15 protein-coding genes are annotated in these 17,070 nt (G+C 64.5%); 7 read left to right on the top strand and 8 right to left on the bottom strand.

The annotated features are described in order from the left end of the window. The first annotated feature begins 66 nt into the window (after window positions 1–66). Complete coding sequence (locus tag EA795_RS09895; RefSeq protein WP_115027435.1) at window positions 67–1,911, top strand: nitric oxide reductase activation protein NorD; 1,845 nt, start codon at window positions 67–69, stop codon at window positions 1,909–1,911. A gap of 193 nt (window positions 1,912–2,104) precedes the next feature. Here EA795_RS09895 and EA795_RS09890 read toward each other — a convergent pair whose 3' ends face one another. From EA795_RS09890 to ytfE, 4 genes are all read right to left on the bottom strand, one after another. Then, window positions 2,105–2,296 carry a hypothetical protein gene (locus tag EA795_RS09890; protein WP_014851548.1) on the bottom strand — a complete coding sequence of 64 codons (192 nt, stop codon included), beginning with the start codon at window positions 2,294–2,296 and terminating at the stop codon, window positions 2,105–2,107. A gap of 106 nt (window positions 2,297–2,402) precedes the next feature. Beyond that, window positions 2,403–3,086 (bottom strand): Crp/Fnr family transcriptional regulator, encoded by a 684-nt coding sequence (locus EA795_RS09885; protein ID WP_014851549.1) that lies wholly within the window; start codon window positions 3,084–3,086, stop codon window positions 2,403–2,405. Between the two features lie 242 nt (window positions 3,087–3,328). Next, window positions 3,329–3,826 carry a hypothetical protein gene (locus tag EA795_RS09880; protein WP_043942502.1) on the bottom strand — a complete coding sequence of 166 codons (498 nt, stop codon included), beginning with the start codon at window positions 3,824–3,826 and terminating at the stop codon, window positions 3,329–3,331. Window positions 3,827–3,874: 48 nt separating this feature from the next. Beyond that, complete coding sequence (gene ytfE / locus EA795_RS09875; RefSeq protein WP_014851551.1) at window positions 3,875–4,546, bottom strand: iron-sulfur cluster repair protein YtfE; 672 nt, start codon at window positions 4,544–4,546, stop codon at window positions 3,875–3,877. A gap of 149 nt (window positions 4,547–4,695) precedes the next feature. On the opposite strand from ytfE, the gene norR reads away from it, so the two are divergent. Beyond that, window positions 4,696–6,225, top strand: a complete 1,530-nt coding sequence (norR, locus tag EA795_RS09870) for a nitric oxide reductase transcriptional regulator NorR (RefSeq protein WP_014851552.1) — start codon at window positions 4,696–4,698, stop codon at window positions 6,223–6,225. A gap of 92 nt (window positions 6,226–6,317) precedes the next feature. Further along, on the top strand, window positions 6,318–6,527 hold the full coding sequence (locus tag EA795_RS09865) for a hypothetical protein (protein ID WP_014851553.1): 210 nt from the start codon (window positions 6,318–6,320) through the stop codon (window positions 6,525–6,527). 19 nt (window positions 6,528–6,546) lie between these two features. Here EA795_RS09865 and pdxA read toward each other — a convergent pair whose 3' ends face one another. The 3 genes from pdxA to EA795_RS09850 form a co-directional block, all read right to left on the bottom strand. After that, window positions 6,547–7,539 carry a 4-hydroxythreonine-4-phosphate dehydrogenase PdxA gene (gene pdxA, locus EA795_RS09860; protein WP_122076960.1) on the bottom strand — a complete coding sequence of 331 codons (993 nt, stop codon included), beginning with the start codon at window positions 7,537–7,539 and terminating at the stop codon, window positions 6,547–6,549. 180 nt (window positions 7,540–7,719) lie between these two features. Then, window positions 7,720–9,027, bottom strand: a complete 1,308-nt coding sequence (locus tag EA795_RS09855; RefSeq protein WP_058075661.1) for a peptidylprolyl isomerase — start codon at window positions 9,025–9,027, stop codon at window positions 7,720–7,722. Next, the gene (locus EA795_RS09850) at window positions 9,008–11,773 is read right to left on the bottom strand and encodes an LPS-assembly protein LptD (RefSeq protein ID WP_122077002.1); all 2,766 of its coding nucleotides are present in this window, start codon (window positions 11,771–11,773) and stop codon (window positions 9,008–9,010) included. The genes EA795_RS09855 and EA795_RS09850 overlap by 20 nt, the downstream gene beginning before the upstream one ends. 129 nt (window positions 11,774–11,902) lie before the next feature. Here EA795_RS09850 and EA795_RS09845 point away from each other — a divergent pair, with 129 nt between their 5' ends. Genes EA795_RS09845 through EA795_RS09835 form a run of 3 tightly spaced genes read left to right on the top strand, consistent with a single transcriptional unit; the run spans window position 11,903 to window position 14,355 of the window. Beyond that, window positions 11,903–12,916: an aminoglycoside phosphotransferase family protein gene (locus tag EA795_RS09845; protein ID WP_122076957.1), complete on the top strand. Its 1,014-nt coding sequence runs from the start codon at window positions 11,903–11,905 to the stop codon at window positions 12,914–12,916. Further along, window positions 12,913–13,584, top strand: a complete 672-nt coding sequence (gene murU / locus EA795_RS09840; protein ID WP_058075512.1) for an N-acetylmuramate alpha-1-phosphate uridylyltransferase MurU — start codon at window positions 12,913–12,915, stop codon at window positions 13,582–13,584. The genes EA795_RS09845 and murU overlap by 4 nt, the downstream gene beginning before the upstream one ends. Beyond that, window positions 13,585–14,355 carry a DnaJ domain-containing protein gene (locus tag EA795_RS09835; protein WP_115027439.1) on the top strand — a complete coding sequence of 257 codons (771 nt, stop codon included), beginning with the start codon at window positions 13,585–13,587 and terminating at the stop codon, window positions 14,353–14,355. A gap of 185 nt (window positions 14,356–14,540) precedes the next feature. Here the strand turns inward: EA795_RS09835 and EA795_RS09830 are convergent, their stop codons facing one another. Further along, the gene (locus EA795_RS09830) at window positions 14,541–15,557 is read right to left on the bottom strand and encodes a DUF3530 family protein (RefSeq protein ID WP_122076953.1); all 1,017 of its coding nucleotides are present in this window, start codon (window positions 15,555–15,557) and stop codon (window positions 14,541–14,543) included. A 186-nt stretch (window positions 15,558–15,743) separates the two neighbouring features. Here EA795_RS09830 and gabT point away from each other — a divergent pair, with 186 nt between their 5' ends. After that, on the top strand, window positions 15,744–17,024 hold the full coding sequence (gabT, locus tag EA795_RS09825; protein ID WP_122076951.1) for a 4-aminobutyrate--2-oxoglutarate transaminase: 1,281 nt from the start codon (window positions 15,744–15,746) through the stop codon (window positions 17,022–17,024). The last annotated feature ends 46 nt before the right edge of the window (window positions 17,025–17,070 follow it).

Raw genomic sequence — 17,070 nt, 5'->3', positions numbered from 1 at the left:
ACAACGGCCCGGCTGATTCCTAGCGGGCCGTTTCTGTTTTTCGAATGCGCTACGGAGTGATTGTTCATGGCCTTTACCATCGAAGTCGAAGAGTGGGTCGGCAGCGTCTGGCATCGCTTCATCACCCGTCGCGCAAGCCCCGATTTCCCCGAAGCCTGTGTCGAACTGGAGAGCATGCGCCGACCCCTGGCGATGCTGTTCCGAGCCATGGGCGGCGCCAGCGGCATAGGTGTGGAAGCCGCCAGCGCGCGTGACCTGATGTTGCGGCGCAATCTGCTGCAGCAGGTCGCCGGCACCTGCAAGCAATTGCCGGTGGCCTGGTGCGACGCCAACAACCTGCGCCTGCCGCAGAGCCTCGCGGTCTATCCCGAGGTTTCGCTCAATCAGGATCTGTATCGCTGGCTGGCGCTGCTCGCCGCGCAGGCCGGCGAGATGCGCCATTGGGCGCGCGACAACCAGCGCTGGACCCAGTCGATTCTCCAGCGCTTCCCCGCCATGCGCTCGCGTTACGAGCGTTTGGTGGAGGCGCACCTGCAACTGCGGCCGGATCCCGATTCGCTTCCCAGAGCCGAGGCGGCGCTGGAACGGGCGCTGCGTCAGGCGCTGCGTGAGCCGGGCAGTGTCGAGCAGTTTCCACGCAGCGAGGTAGCGCCCTGGCCGCTGCCGATGTGGCTGTATCCAGCCGAAAACCTGGGCGTGCCACAGGCCACCGAACTGGCCGAAGAGGACCAGGACAACAACCTGCAGGCGCCACCTGCCGAACAGAGCGGCATACGCAAGCGCGCCAAGCGCGTCGAGGACAACACCAGCAAGGGTGGGCTGATGCTGTTCCGCCTGGAAAACCTGTTCAGCTGGTCCGAGCATGTCGAGCTCGATCGTCAGAACGACGACAGCGAGAACGAAGACGCCTCGCGCGTGGCCGAGGACCTCGACGAGATCGCGATGTCGCGCCAGCGCATGCGCAAGGGCGGCGGCCTGAAACTGCACTTGGATCTGCCGCCGGCCGACGTCGACGACATTCCGCTGGGCGAAGGGATCAAGCTGCCGGAATGGGACTATCGCAAACAGCGCCTGCAGGACGACTTCGTCAACCTGCAGATGATGTTGCCGCGGGGCTCCGAACCCAGAGGGTTGCCGGTGCGGCTGGGGCCGCTGGCGCGGCGGTTGCGCCGGCAGTTCGAGAACCTGCGCAACGACCGTCAATGGCTGCGCGGGCAACCCCAGGGATCGGAACTGGACATGCAGGCCTGGCTGGATTTCCACGTCGAGCGCCAGCACGGCCACTGCGCCGAGCGAGGACTGTTCATGGAGCAGCGGCAGAACCGGCGCGACCTGGCCTGCCTGCTGCTGGCCGACCTGTCGATGTCCACCGATGCGCACCTGAATGACGAGCACCGGGTGATCGACGTGATCGCCGACAGCCTGATGCTGTTCGGCGAGGCCCTGTCGGCGGTGGGGGACGACTTCGCGCTATACGGCTTTTCTTCGCTGCGCCGGCAGCAGGTGCGCATGCAGGAGCTGAAGAGCTTTCGCCAGCGCTACGGCGACGAAACCCGCGGTCGCATCCAGGCGTTGCGCCCCGGCTTCTACACCCGCATGGGTGCCGCCGTTCGCCAGGCCACCGACCTGCTCGGCGCGCGCAAGCAGCGGCGCAAGCTGCTCTTGCTGGTCACCGACGGCAAACCCAACGACCTGGATCTCTACGAGGGCCGTTATGGTGTGGAAGACACCCGCATGGCCGTGCTGGAAGCGCGCCGCCAGGGCCTGCTGCCGTTCTGCATCACCATCGACAGCGAGGCCGGCGACTACCTGCCCTACATGTTCGGCGCCAACGGCTACACGCTGATCAAGGACCCGCAGCAGCTGCCGTTCCGCCTGCCACAGCTGTACAAGCAGCTGACGCAGGGGTGATCGAGCCACTCCAATCGTTTGATCGTTCCCATGCTCCTGCGTGGGAACGCCATGGTTGACGCTCTGCGTCGCAGTACCGTTTTGGCGGGTGAGGCATTGACGCGGAGAAGGGCGAGGCGCTGGAGCGCCCAACGTTACGTTCCTACGCGGAAGCGTAGGAACGATCTACGCCCGGAGCGTGGGAATCGGCGAATCAGAAAAGATGTCGTGGCAGCCAGACGATCATCGCACCGCAGAACACCGTCAGCCATATGCAGAACCACATGAAGCGTCGCTGGCGCCGTTCCGGCGCGCTGTCGGCATGCTCGGGCAAGGGCATGCCGCAGTTGTCGCATTCGGCCTGCTTGGGCGGGTTCTGTTGCTGGCAGTAGAGGCAGTTGGGCATCGTCGAATCCTCGTTATCGGTCGCAGCTTGCCACGCGCTGCGCCTGATTACGGTTGATGGCGATCAATCGCTCGCGAAACGGCCCTAGGTGTCAGACTGCGCCGGATCACTCGAACTGCTCCAGCCGGTGACGATCGAGGATCGCTATCTGCCGGCCTTCCTGGGTGATGATGCCTTCGTCGATGAGACGGCGGATGATCCGCGAGAAGGTTTCCGGCTGGATCGACAGGTGCCCCGCCACCAGTTGCTTGGCCATTGGCAGTTCGAAGCTGTTGCCGCCGTCCTTTTCCTTGTTCAGCTGCGTCATCAGGTAGCGCACCACGCGGTGGGTGGCGTTCTTCAGCGACAGGGTCTCGATCTCGTTGATGCGCTGATGCAGGCGCACGCTCAACTTGCCGAGCAGGGCGAAGGACAGCCGCTGGTTGGCTTCCAGCAGGCGCATGTAGGCGGTATTGGAGAAGCGATAGACCTGCGAAGGGCAGACGGCCTGCGCCGAAGCGACATAGTTGGGCGTGTCCATCAGCATCATGGCTTCGGCGAAGGTCTGGCGGTTGCCGATGACCTCGAAAACCTTTTCCTGTCCATCGGGCGTCAGCCGATAGATCTTGATGGCTCCGGAGATGACGAAATAGAACGAATGCGCCGGTTCGCCCTGGTGGAACAGGTTGTCCCCCTTGTCCAGGTTGAGAAGCTGGCTGGCATTCATCAGCTCGTCCATCTGCTCGTCGTTCAGGGGTTCGAACAGGTGGTGGCTGCGAAGGATCTGGTGATGTACGCGATGAAGCACCATGCGAGGCGTCCTGTCTTCTCGGAACTGAAAGGCGTTAAGGGTACCAGCTGCAAGCCTAGCCGTGCCGTGCGGCACAGCGCTAGCAGGGCCGTTGAAAAACTATCTGCGTTGCCATTGCTGCGTTAGAAACAGGCTCAAGATGCTCATCTAGAACACTAAACTGCTTTCTCGCCTGTTTCTGCCTTGCACTGGCTGCCTCTCGTCCACATTTTCAACGGTCTGCCAGCCCGGCGAGCGCCGGGTCAGCGCCAGAGTGGCTCGTCGAAGGTTTCGGCGTAATGCTGCAAGGCGGTGACGATGTGTTCCAGGCCCGCCTCGCGTCGTTCCGCCTGAGAAAGGGCATTAGTGCCCTCGATCAGCTCGGCGAGCAGCAGGTGCAGCGCGGCATCCGCCTCGGCAGGCAGTTCGCAACTGTCGACCATGTAGGCGATGGCGTCTTGGGTGGACTCCCGCAACCGAGCCGCCTCGGTGGTGCCCAGCGGCGCCTGCGGAGCGCTCGGCAGCGCCTGCTGCACGGCGTCCTGAATGCGTGACATGCCCTCGCGCAGGCTGGGGTCGGTGGCCCATCTCTGACCGTCTGGCACCGAGATCGAGACCTGTTCGCCGTGCGCGTGCTGGCCGTGCGAATGCTCGACGGCCTGGACCGTTCCGCTGGTGACGGCAAGCGCGAAGCCTGTCGCCACCGCCAGTATCGAGGCCATCGCTATGCCCCACGCCAAAGGTTGGATAACTGCTTTCATATCACCTCCGATAGCCCGGCTGAAGACCAGCCCGCGCGTATTGCTGTGTCATTCGGCCGAAGCGTTGGCGAACAGGATGTTGTTCTCCAGGTGGATGTGCTGCATCAGGTCGTCGCGCAGTTCTTCCAGGCCGCGATACAGCGCGCGCCAGGTGTTGCAGGCGTTCTCGGGGGGCGTGATGTCGTTGGTGAGTTCGGCCATGCGCTCGAGCGCGGCGCCGTGCTGGTCGTGCTCGAAGCGCATCACCGCGATCGGCCCCTGGCTCTGTGGCAGCTTCATGCCACGTTGCAGCATCGGGAACAGGATCTGTTCTTCCTTGAGCATGTGGCTTTCCAGTTCCTGCTGCATGTTCCAGAGATGCTCGGCGAGCCCCACCGGACAGTCGGCCTTGTTGCCATGAACCTGCTCGACCCGATTGGCCAGGCGTATCAGCTCGGGGAACTGTTCGCGGTGCCGCTCATGAAAGCGCTCGAGAATGTGCTCGATGAGCGTGCCGGCCGACTCGTTGCGCCAATCCGGCTGCGTGTCGGAGTGGCCACCCAGGGCGGCGAGCTGCTCGGCAATGGCCTGCGCATCGAGGGCGCGCTGGCTGGCGGCGTCGCGCAGGCTGGTGTTGCCACCGCAGCAGAAATCCAGCTTGTACTGGCGGAAAACACGGGTGGCTCCCGGGATGAGGCAGGCCAGGCTGCCCAGGGTTTGCTCGGTCAATGCAATGGTCATGGATGAAATCCTGAGTTGAGCGTTTGCCCCTACAAACGCAAGGGTTGTGCCAGCTTCAATTCGTTGTGATTCCAAGGCTTGCAGATAGAGATGGTCAAAATCACCGATAGCAGATATGGTTCAAAAAACCCTAGAAGGTGGCTAATACCATGATGGAAGAGGCGCTGCTCGCCGACCTGGTGACCGAACTGCCCAACGCGGTTCGCCTGCAACGGCTGGTGCATACGCTGCATCAGCGTTTTCGCTGCGGAGCGGTGGTTCTGCTGCGGCTCGATGAGGACGCGCTACGACCATTGGCGGCGGTGGGGTTGGTGCAGGAAGCCCTGGGGCGGCGCTTCGTCGTGGCCCAGCATCCACGGCTGGCGGCCATCCTGTCGCAACGGGAGCCCACCTGGTTCGAACCTGACAGCCGCTTGCCCGACCCCTACGATGGGCTGCTCGACCAGCATGTCGGCGAGCCACTGCCCGTGCATGATTGCATGGGCATCAGCCTGTATGTCGAAGGTGCGCTCTGGGGCGCGCTGACCCTCGATGCGCTGCATGCCGGTACCTTCGACGACGAGATCCGGCGTGATCTGCAGCGCTACACCCTGTTGATCGAGGCAGCGGTGCGAATCACCCGGCTGGAGCATGAGAATCGCGGGTTGCGCCTGGCGCGCAGCGATGTGCTGGAGAACACCCTGGTGCCCGGCGACGACGAGATCCTCGGGCAGAGCCCGGTTATCCGCGACCTGTTGCGCGAGCTGGTAGTGGTCGCGGACTCCGAGTTGCCCGTGTTGCTGCTGGGCGAAACCGGGGTCGGCAAGGAACTGTTCGCGCGCTGGCTGCATCGGCACTCGCGTCGGCGCAACAAGCCGCTGGTGCTGGTCAACTGCGCGGCGCTGCCCGAGTCGCTGGCCGAGAGCGAGCTGTTCGGCCACGTGAAGGGTGCCTTCTCCGGCGCCACCACCGATCGTCCCGGGCGTTTCGATGCGGCCAATGGCGGTACGCTGCTGCTCGACGAGGTGGGGGAGTTGCCGCTCACGGTGCAGGCCAAGCTGTTGCGCACGCTGCAGAACGGCGAGATTCAGCGGCTGGGGGCGGACAAGCCGCGCCAGGTCGATGTGCGCATCATTGCCGCCACCAATCGGAATCTGCGTGAAAGCGTGCGTGACGGGCATTTCCGGGCGGACCTCTATCACCGGCTTTCGGTCTATCCGGCGCCGATTCCACCGCTGCGCGAGCGTGGCAACGACGTGCTGCTGCTGGCCGGCTATTTTCTCGAACTGAACCGTGCGCGCCTCGGGCTGCGCAGCATGCGCCTGTCTCCTGCGGCGGAGCGCGCGCTGCTCGGATACGCCTGGCCCGGCAACGTGCGCGAACTGGAACACGTGATCAGTCGCGCCGCGCTGCGGATGCTCAGCCAGGGCGCCTCGCGTCGCGAGATACTCACGCTGGAGCCGGAGCTGCTGGACCTGGACAGTTCACCGGTGGCTTCCGTTGTGGATACCCCCGGAACGACGGAGCCCCTCACCGCACAACAGATCCTCTCGCTGCGCGAAACGGTCGATGCCAGCCAGCGCCAGGCCATCGTCCGCGCGCTGGAAGCCAGTGGGGAAAACTGGGCGCAGGCGGCGCGGCTGCTGGACGTCGATCCGAGCAACCTGCACAAGCTGGCGCGGCGGCTGAAGCTGAAATGATCGACGGCGTGAAAAGCGCCGTGCGTCATGCCATTGGAATGCGTACGCATGGGCAGGGTCTATTCCAGCAACCACCAAGGTGAGGAACGAACATGGCCCTGGATCAGAACGAGTTCGAGGCGCTGTTGGCCCAGATAAAGCTGCACGCCGATCGCGCGGCCAACGAGAACGCGCCGCAGCACTACCAGGCAGCCTTCGAGGCCAGCCTGGAAGCCATGCGCCTGCTGGCGAAGGAATCCGGCAACTGGCGGCAGATGGTCGCCCGTGCCACGGAAGAGTTCGAAGGGGACGAGGGAATCTGAGCCGGCGCGGCACCAGTTCCTAGCAGCGACTCCCCACCATCTGATAAGCCGTTTCCAGCGCGACCTGCAGGCTGCCCGTGTCGATACGACCCGTGCCGGCCAGGTCCAGCGCGGTGCCATGGTCGACCGAGGTGCGCACGATAGGCAGGCCCAGCGTGACATTGACGGCCGCGCCAAAGCCCTTGTACTTGAGCACCGGCAGGCCCTGGTCGTGGTACATCGCCAACACCGCGTCGCAGTGCTCGAGGTGCTTCGGCGTGAACAGCGTATCGGCCGGCAGCGGTCCGATCAGGTCGATACCTTCCTCGCGAAGCAGGGCCAGCGCCGGTTCGATGATCTCGATTTCCTCGCGCCCCAGATGACCGCCTTCACCCGCATGGGGGTTGAGCCCGCAAACCAGAATGCGCGGCTGGGCGATGCCGAACTTGTCGACCAAGTCGGCATGCAGGATGCGCGTGACCCTGCACAAGCGCTCGGCGGTTATCGCCGCCGCGACATCCTTGAGTGGCAGGTGAGTGGTCACCAGCGCCACGCGCAAGCCGCGCGTGGCGAGCATCATGACCACCTGCTCGGTATGGGTCAGCTCGGCGAGAAATTCGGTATGCCCGGAAAACGCGATCCCGGCCTCGTTGATCACGCCTTTATGAACAGGAGCGGTGATCATGCCGGCGAAGTCGCCCGCCAGACAGCCCTGGCCTGCGCGGGTCAGGGTATCCAGCACGTAGCGGGCATTGCGCGCCTCCAGCCGGCCCGGTTCTGCCGGCGCTTGCAGGGGGGTATCCCAGACATAAAGGCTGCCAGCGGGGGCCGGCTTTTGTGGCCAGGCACCAGGGCTGACCGGCAGCAGCTGGATATCCAGCGCAAGCAAATCGCCGCGCGACTTGAGCAGCTCAAGGCTGGCGATGGCGATCACTGCCTGCGGCTGCATCTCACGGGCCATGAGCAGGCTGAGGTCTGGACCGATGCCGGCCGGTTCGCCGGGAGTGAGAACGAAGGGGCGGGAAGCGGTCATTGGCATGTTCTCGGCATGGGCGGCGGTTGCCCGTCTGAAATGAAAAACGGGGTGGCAACCCTTCGGTCATCACCCCGCATCCTGGCTCGCAGCTTCGTAGGGGGATCGCGCTTCATCGATCCACCGAGCGGAGTTGCGGTGGATGTAGAAAGCGACATCCACCCTACGCTTTTCTACAGCTTAAAGCTTCACTTCCACATAGGCTTCGTCGCGGATCTGACGCAGCCAGGCCTGCAGTTCTTCGTCGTACTTGCGGTTGCGTAGCAGGTTAAGCGCCTGCTGCTCGCGAAATTCCTCGCTGGCATCGGTGGCGCGGCGGCCCAGTACTTCCAGGATGTGCCAGCCGAAGGCGGACTTGAAGGGTTCGGAAAGCTCGCCGCTGGCGCTGTTGGCCATGACTTCGCGGAATTCGGGCACCAGCGAGTTGGGGTCGATCCAGTTCAGGTCGCCGCCGTTGAGGGCAGAGCCGGGGTCTTCGGAGAAGTTGCGTGCCAGCTCGGCGAAGTCCTCGCCGGCTTCGATACGGTCGCGCAGACGCTCGATCAGGCGACGGCTTTCCGCTTCGCTACGAATCTGGCTGGGCTTGATCAGGATGTGGCGAACATGGACTTCGTCGCGCACCTGGGTGTCGCCGCCGCGCTTGTCCAGCAGCTTGAGGATGATGAAGCCCGGCGGCGTACGTACCGGCTGGGTGACCTCGCCCACGGCGAGGTCGCGCACCTGGGTGTCGAACGGCGGTGGCAGTTGCGCGGCCTTGCGCCAGCCCATGTCGCCGCCTTCCAGCGCGTTTTCGCTGGCCGAGCGCGAGACGGCCAGCTGGGCGAAGTCTGCGCCCTGCTGCAATTGCTGATAGGTATCCGCAGCGCTTCGCTCGGCTGCCTGGATGGCCGCGGAATCCGAGGACTCGGGAACCGGGATCAGGATGTTGGCCAGCCGGTATTCTTCGGAAAGCTGCAACTTGCCGAGGTCCGAGGCGAGGAAGTTTTCCACCTCCTGGTTGGAGACCTGAATACGCTCGGCGATACGGCGCTGACGCACACGGCTGATGACCATCTCCCGGCGAATCTGCTCGCGGGCGGTTTCCAGGCTCAGCCCGTCCGCCGCGAGGGCGCTGCGAAACTGGTCGAGGGTCATGTTGTTGCGCTGGGCGATGGTGGCCAGAGCCTGGTTGAGCTCTTCGTCCGAGATGCGGATACCCGAGCGATCGCCGATCTGCAGCTGCAGGTTCTCGGTGATCAGGCGCTCCAGCACCTGCTGCTGCATGACGTCTCGGGGCGGCATCTCGGCGCCACGTTTCTCGATGGTCTGCTCGACTTCGCGCAGGCGCTGCTCCAGCTGGCTCTGCATGATCACGTCGTTGTCGACGATGGCGACGATACGATCCAGCGGGCGTACCTGGGCGGAGACGGAGGTGGCAAGCAGCGCGTTGCCCAGCAGCAAGGCGCCCAGCGTCAGCGGGCGCAGGTAATCAGAAAGCTTGATTTTCACGTTCACGGTAACCTTGTATGCCTTCGTCGAGGAATGTCTCAGTGGCGCCGCCGATGACGTTGCCGAGGCCTTTGAACACGATCTGCAGGAAAATTCCGGTATCCGGTTCGTCGTTCACATCGGGGTTGAGATCGGTCTCGTCGTAATCGATCCAGTAGCGGTTGATCAGGCGCAGCTTCCAGCAGCAGCTGTCGTACTCGAAGCCACCGAAGGCTTCCAGCGTGCGGCTGCGGCTGTAATCGTGCTGCCAGCGCCCGATCACGCTCCACTGCGGGACCACCGGCCAGATGAACGAGAAGTCATGCTGGTTGATCTTGTAGTAGTCCTTGATGTAATTGGCCTGGCCAGGGGTTCCGAAGTCGCTGTTATAGGTCCACTGGCCGCTGGCCTGGTCGTAACGCATGGTGTCGTTGCGGTAGCGATAGCCGATGTTGACGATCTTGTTCGGGTTGTCGGCTGGCTGGTAGTGCCACATGGCGCTGCCGGAGCGGGTGCTGTGGCTGTCCGGGTCCCAGTTGAAGGTCGAAGTGAAATGCCAGTCGCGGTTGTAGCGGTACATGTATTCGAGGGCATAGGGCGATACCGATGACTGGGCCATGTCCCGGTCTCGATAGTCGATGCCAGGCATCTGCACCTTGCGATCTTCGAAATAATAGGTCTGGCCGATGCTGAAGCGCTGGCGCTCGAAGCCGTTCGGTTCGATCCAGCGGTTGGTCACGCCCAGGGAAATCTGGTTGGCGTCGCCGATACGGTCCTTGCCGGAGAAGCGGTTTTCGCGCCATAGCGACGAGTAGCTGAAGCTGCTTTCGCTGGTGTCGAAGACGGGGATCTCATCCTGATCTTCTTCGGGCACGTAAAGGTAAAACAGGCGCGGTTCGAGGGTTTGCCGGTAATCTTTGCCGAACCATTGGGTGTCACGATCGAAATACAGGCCCGAGTCGACGCTGAAGATCGGTACGCTGCGGTCGGGAGAGTCTTCGAACTGGCCGGTCAGCTGTCCTTGTCCGGTGCTGTCCAGGTCCAGATCGTACTGGGTGTAGGCATACTTGACCGACGGCTTGAGGAAACCCCAGCTCCAGTTCAACGGCAGGCTGACGCCTGGCTCCAAGTGGATACGCTCGCCTTCGGCGCGATTGAGGCCGCTGACATAATTGTCGTACCAGGGCTGCGGCGTGCCGTCTTCGTTGATGAAGTTGCCGCTGCGCAGATCCCGCTGGAAGCTGACGAACTCGCTGCCATAGGTAAAGCGCAAGCCACCCGGCTGGAAGGGCAGCGCGCCATTCAACGTCAGCTGCGGCAGGCGTTCGTAAGGCGTGGTGTCGACCACGCTGGTCGCCTCGTAGGCGTGTACGTTGAGCGCGGCGGTGAAGGTGTCGCCCCGCCAGGTCAAGGTGCCGCGCTGGTCGAGGAAGTCCGGCTGGCTGATGCCCAACTGCGTGTCCAGGTCCTGGAAGTAATAGGGGTCGCTGATGTCGGTATAGTCGACTTCGGCCAGCAGGCGCGAATCCAGGCCGCTGCGGTTCTGCCAGCTGTACATCCAGCGCTGGTCTTCGTACTCGGACTGCAGTTTGCGGTCGTCGTTGCTGTCGTCCAGGTAAGCAGCGCCGAACTGGCCTTCGCTGCTGCGCGTCAGGTAGCGGAACTCGCCTTCCATCAACAGGCCGCGGTCGGACATGAAATGCGGGTAGAGCGTGGCGTCGAAGTTCGGCGCCAGGTTGAAGTAGTAAGGCGTCAACAGCGCCAGACCGGTATCGCTGGAGCTGCCGATGGTCGGCATGAGGAAGCCGGACTGGCGGCGATCGTCGATGGGGAAGTGGATATAGGGTGTGTAGAACACCGGAATATCCTTGACCCGCAGCGTGACGTTGGTGGCCGAGCCGAAGCCGGAGGCCGGGTTCAAGGTGACGTTGTTGCCTTTCAGGTGCCAGGTGTTCTCGCCGGGCTCGCAACTGGTGTAGGTGCCGTCCTTGAGACGTATGATCGCGGTTTCCTCGCGCTTGGCATATTGCGCGCTGCCGCGGACTCCTCCCTCGTGAATGACGTACTCGGCGTTCTCGACCTTGGCCTCACCGGTATCCAGGAAGATCTCGGCACGGTCGCCGACCATTAGCGCGCTGCGGTCGCGCAAGCGGACGTTGCCGCTCAGCTCGCCGCGGTTCTCCAGCTGATACAGGCTGGCTTCATCGGCCTCGGCCTGCATGCTGCCCTGGCGCAGGACGACGTCGCCGGCCAGGGTGGCGATTTCCTGTTCCTGCTCGTAGCGCGTGGCCTTGGCCGATACATAGGTCGGTGCCTCGCTCATCGGCGTATCGTCGAACTGGCCGGGGCGGCTCGGCTCGACATAGGCGCCGGAGCAGTAGGGGCCTGTTTCGGCGAGCTGAGCGTTGGTCAGCTGATCGCGCGGCACCCAGTCCAGATGGCTGTAGTCGGCGCTGCGCGAGGCCAGCGCGCGACCTTTGCTTTCCGTGACCAGGCGAGTTGTGGCAGCCTCCGGCTTCGCCTTGCCCGTGGCGGGCTTTTCGGCTGCGGCTGTCGTGGTGGCTGCACTGCCCGTATGCACCGGGCGTGGCGGCGAGTCGGCCGCGACGGGCGCGGTGGCGCACGCCCAGCCGCCGGAAGGACCGGGCTGGCAGGCGAACTGTTCATTGGCGGTCGCGATCGAAATCGCCAGGGGCTGCAATGCGAGCAGGCCGCCGGTTACCAGAAGGGGAAATCTCTTGCGAACAGCGGGGGATTTGACTGCCATCTTGTTTTTGATCCGTGCTTGCGGCGAGCCATCGGCCGGGCTGGGCCGCACGCCTCTCGATGGTCTGAAAAAGTTGCTGGATAATAAAGCATGACCCGTCTATCGGCTAGCGCCGCGGAGAACACCCCTATGCACCAAGATAACCGCCTGCAGGAGCTGAGCGCCTGGCTGGAACCACGATTGGCCGAGCTGTTCGAGCGCCGCGGTTGGGGAACGGTACCCCCGGCGAAGCTGATACCCGCCAGCAGCGACGCCAGTTTTCGACGCTATTTCCGCTGGGAGGCCGAAGGGCGAAGCCTGGTGGTGATGGACGCCCCGCCGCCGCAGGAGAACTGCCGGCCTTTCGTCGAGATGGCCGGTCTGCTGGCCGAGGCGGGATTGCACGTGCCGGAGATTCTCGCCGAAGACCTGGAACGTGGTTTCCTGCTGCTCAGCGACCTGGGGCGCCAGACCTATCTGGACGTCATCGACGATGGCAATGCGGATGTGCTGTTCGACGATGCCATTCGGGCCCTGCTGGACCTTCAGCAACAGCCGGTCTCGTCAGCCCTGCCGGCTTATGACGAAGCGCTTCTGCGCCGCGAACTGCAGCTGTTTCCCGAGTGGTACGTGCAGCGCCACCTCGGCCACGTCTTCAGCACTGCGCAGCAGCAGGCATGGGAGCGGACCTGCCAACTGCTGATCGATTCGGCGTTGCGGCAGCCGACGGTCCTGGTGCATCGCGACTACATGCCGCGCAACCTCATGCGCAGCACGCCGAATCCGGGGGTGCTGGATTTCCAGGACGCGGTGATCGGGCCGGTGACCTATGACATCACCTCGCTGTTCAAGGATGCCTTTCTCAGCTGGCCCGAGGAACGGGTGCAAGGCTGGTTGCGGCAGTACTGGGAATCGGCACGCGAGGCCGGCATTCCGGTGCAGGAAAACTTCGCCGATTTTCAGCAGGCCAGCGACCTGATGGGCCTGCAGCGCCACCTTAAGGTCATCGGCATCTTCGCCAGAATCTGTCATCGCGACGGCAAGCCGCGTTACGTCGCCGATGTGCCGCGTTTCTTCGCCTACATCGACAGCGTCACGGCGCGTCGGCCGGAGCTCGCCGAGTTGCGGGCGTTGCTGCAAGAGCTGCCGCAGGTGAGCGCATGAAGGCGATGATTCTCGCGGCGGGCAAGGGTGAGCGCCTGCGCCCGCTGACGTTGCACACGCCCAAGCCGCTGGTGCGCGCCGGTGGCGTACCCCTGATCGAATATCACGTACGCGCGCTGGCGGCCGCAGGCTTTCGAGACCTGGTGATCAACCATGCCTGGCTGGGCGAGCAGATCGAAGCCTACCTGGGCGACGGCGAGGGCTTTGGCGTGCACATCCGCTATTCGGCGGAAGGCGAGCCGCTGGAAACCGGCGGTGGCATTCATCGCGCGTTGCCGTTGCTGGGCGACGAGCCGTTCGCGGTGATCAATGGCGATATCTGGACCGATTATGACTTTGCTGCCCTCGAACGGCCGCTGCCCGGGCTCGCTCATCTGGTGCTGGTGAACAACCCGCCGCATCATCCGGCGGGCGATTTCGCGCTGCGCGACGGAAGGCTTGCGGAAGAGGGCGCCCCCGCAACGCGGCTCACCTACAGCGGCATCGCCGTGCTGCATCCGCGCCTGTTCGCCGGTTGCGCTGCCGGAGCCTTCAAGCTCGCGCCCTTGCTGCGCCAGGCCATGGCGAGCGGCCAGGTGAGCGGTGAGCGCTACGATGGGCAGTGGGTGGATGTCGGCACGCACGAACGCCTGGCCGAAGTCGAACGCATCCTCGAGGTACGGCGCTGAATGTTCTGGCCGATTACGTTGTTGGGCGCCTTGGCCGGAGGGTTGTTGGCGAGCATCCCCGGGGCCTTGCTCGGCGCGCTGCTGGGGCAGGTCATCGATCGTCGCCTGGGACTGAACTCGTGGGCCAGCCTGCGCCAGCGCATGCGTGGCGAGAAGACGGTGCTGCAAGGGGATGAACTGTTGTTCTTCCTGCTCGGGCGCCTGGCCAAGAGCAGCGGCCGGGTCAGTGAGGCGCATATCGAGGCGGCGCGCAGTGAGATGCGCCGTCTGCAGCTGACCTCGACAGCCCAGCGCGCGGCTATCGATGCCTTCTATCGCGGCAAGGCCAGCGGTGAAGGCTTGCGCGAGCCGCTGCAACGGTTGCGCGGGCGGCAGGCGGAAGCCAAGGCCATGCTCCAGGCCTGTTGGCGGATGGCCCGGGCGCAGGGTGCCATCGATGCGCGCGAGCATGAACTGGTGATGCTCTGGGGGCGCTGGATGGGTTGGGATTCGGCGGCGATAGCGGCGCTGGACCAGGCAGGCAGCTATCGTCAGGCCGCGCCGAGTCATGTCGGCGGCGCCTACGAACAGGCAATGCGTTTGCTCGGGGTGCGAACCGACACCGATCCGCAGCAGATCAAGCGGGCCTATCGGCGCCTGCTCAGCAAGCATCACCCGGACAAGCAGGCTGGTGCCGGCGCCACGCCGCGACAGGTTCGCGAAGCGACCGAGCGAACCCGCGAGCTGCACAACGCCTATGCGTTGATTCGTGAGCGGCGGGGGTTTCGCTGAGGCTTGTCGGCTGTCTGATCGAGAATCTAGAGCTTCGCTCCGGGGCGGGGCTCCCACAGGTGCGGTGCGCTTGTGTGGAAGCTGCGCCCTCGCAGTGACTGCAGGCGACAGCCTGTCAAAGAGCAAAAGTTTCACGCGGGGGCGGCACCCACGGACAGCGCGCGAACCTGCCGTATGCCCGATGATCAGTCAGCAGGCCTGTCCAGCCACCCCCGGACCCGGCGCAGTAACTGTTGCTGTTCGCTCTCCCGATTGTCGATCAGCGCCGGCAGGCCCACCTGATGATAGGCCGGATGCTGGATACGGCGGCTGGCGTTCAGTCGCGCGCGGGCTTCGGCGCGTGCGGCGGTGCCGTTCTGGTAGAAGAAGTCGCCGGTCGCCAGTTTGAGCGCGGGAACCAGCTGAGCGAGTGGTTCTTCCTGTCCTTCCGGCTGCCGCGGTTGGATCAGCAACAGATGCCGGACGTCTTCCGGCGCCAGCTGCTGCAGGTAGCGAGCGGCCCAGTAACCGCCGGTTCCCTGGCCAAGCAGGACGATCAGGCCGGGTTGCAGAGCACGGGCATGAGCCAGCGCTGCATCGATTCGTCCGTCGATGCGTTCGACCAGTTGGGGCCCCTGGTCGGGCTCGGTGCTGGGGGCCGGCTCCGCCTGCACTGCTTCACTCGTCGACTCGTTCGGGGCTGTTGCGGTTTCTTCAGGCAGATAGCCCGCTTCGTTGGGCGTGGCCTGCGGATCGCTGTCAGCGGCGGGCGTCTCGGATGATCCGTCCTCTTCCGCGGGCGGCTCCCGTTCTGGCTCCGGTGTGGCGGGTGGCAGAAGTCCCGGCGAGTCCGGCAGGCTGACGCTCAGGGTATGCCAACCGTAATCGGGCAAGCCGCGGCGCAGCGGGCCTATGCCGCGCGGCCAATCCGCGCTTTCGCCCGCGCCGGGCAGGAGAATTACCAGTCCCTTGGGTTCAGCGACGTTCGCCGGCCGCCAGAGTGCCATGAAGGCTTCGTCCGAAGCCTGCAGCCTGAGGACTTCTGTCGACGGCAGCTGACGCGCAAGCTCGGCTGCCATGCTTTCGCTGCGAGACGGCAGGGCGGGGCGCTCTGCGGGTACCGCGGGAGCTTCGGGGGCGGACTCCGCTTCGCTCGCGCCGAGATCGGTGCTCGCTATCGCAAGGACACAAAGACAGATCCTCAAGCGGTGGTGGCGAAACATCGATCTCTCCTGTTGGGGCGGCAGCGGCAAGACTAACGGCTGGCGTTGCGAATTTCTTCTTTCGGTACTCGCGTGCAATATCCCGAACGGCGGCTTAGAGTATTCCGAACGAAAGGCAGCGGGGCAATCCGCCTGCCTTCATGTTCACTCCGCCCCAGCCGATGATGAGTCGCCACCGAGGAGCCTATGAGCCAGACCAACGAATCCCTGATGCAGCGCCGTGTCGCCGCTGTCCCGCGTGGTGTGGGGCAGATCCATCCGATCTTTGCCGACCATGCCAGCAACAGCCGGGTGGTGGATGTCGAGGGCCGCGAGTTCATCGATTTCGCCGGCGGCATCGCCGTGCTGAATACCGGCCACCTGCACCCGAAGATCGTCAAGGCAGTGGAAGCCCAGCTGCACAAGCTGACCCACACCTGCTTCCAGGTGCTGGCCTATGAGCCCTACGTCGAGCTGTGCGAGAAAATCAACGCGCGGGTGCCCGGCGACTTCGCCAAGAAGACCCTGCTGGTGACCACTGGCTCCGAGGCGGTGGAAAACGCGGTGAAGATCGCCCGTGCCGCCACCGGTCGCGCCGGGGTGATCGCCTTCACCGGCGCCTATCACGGTCGCACCATGATGACCCTCGGCCTGACCGGCAAGGTCGCGCCCTATTCGGCGGGCATGGGTCTGATGCCGGGCGGCATCTTCCGCGCGCTCTATCCCTGCGCGCTGCATGGCATCAGCGTCGACGAATCCACCGCCAGCATCGAGCGCATCTTCAAGAACGATGCCGAGCCGCGCGACATCGCCGCCATCATCATCGAGCCGGTGCAGGGCGAAGGCGGCTTCAACGTCGCGCCGAAGGAGTTCATGGTCCGCCTGCGCGCGCTGTGCGACCAGCACGGCATCGTCCTGATCGCCGACGAGGTGCAGACCGGCGCGGGCCGTACCGGAACCTTCTTCGCCATGGAGCAGATGGGCGTGGTGGCCGATCTCACCACCTTCGCCAAGTCCGTCGGCGGCGGTTTCCCGATTGCCGGCGTCTGTGGCCGGGCCGAACTCATGGATGCCATCGCGCCGGGCGGCCTGGGCGGCACCTATGCGGGCAACCCGCTGTCCTGCGCCGCGGCGCTGGCGGTGCTGGAGATCTTCGAGGAAGAGCGGCTGCTGGAGCGCTGCCGGCACGTGGCGGCGAAGCTCACGGCTGGGCTCGAGGCCATCCAGGCACGTCATCCGCGGATCGCCGAGGTGCGCGGGCTGGGCGCGATGGTCGCCATCGAACTGTTCGAGGACGCCGAGCACACGCGCCCGGCAGCCGAACTCACCGCGCAGGTCGTCGCCCGCGCCCGCGACAAGGGTCTGATCCTGCTTTCGTGCGGCACCTACTACAACGTGCTGCGGGTGCTGGTGCCGCTGACGGTGGAGGACGAGGTGCTCGAGCGGGGCCTGGCGATCATCGAGGCGTGTTTCGATGAGCTGAGCTGACCGCGCACCTCGGGTACAATGCGCGGCATTCCGCCCGCGCTACCCG

This window comes from Stutzerimonas nitrititolerans (genome assembly GCF_003696285.1).
Lineage (GTDB): Bacteria > Pseudomonadota > Gammaproteobacteria > Pseudomonadales > Pseudomonadaceae > Stutzerimonas > Stutzerimonas nitrititolerans.
Note: the sequence above shows the minus strand (reverse complement) of the source record. Positions and strands in the feature narration are given on the sequence as shown.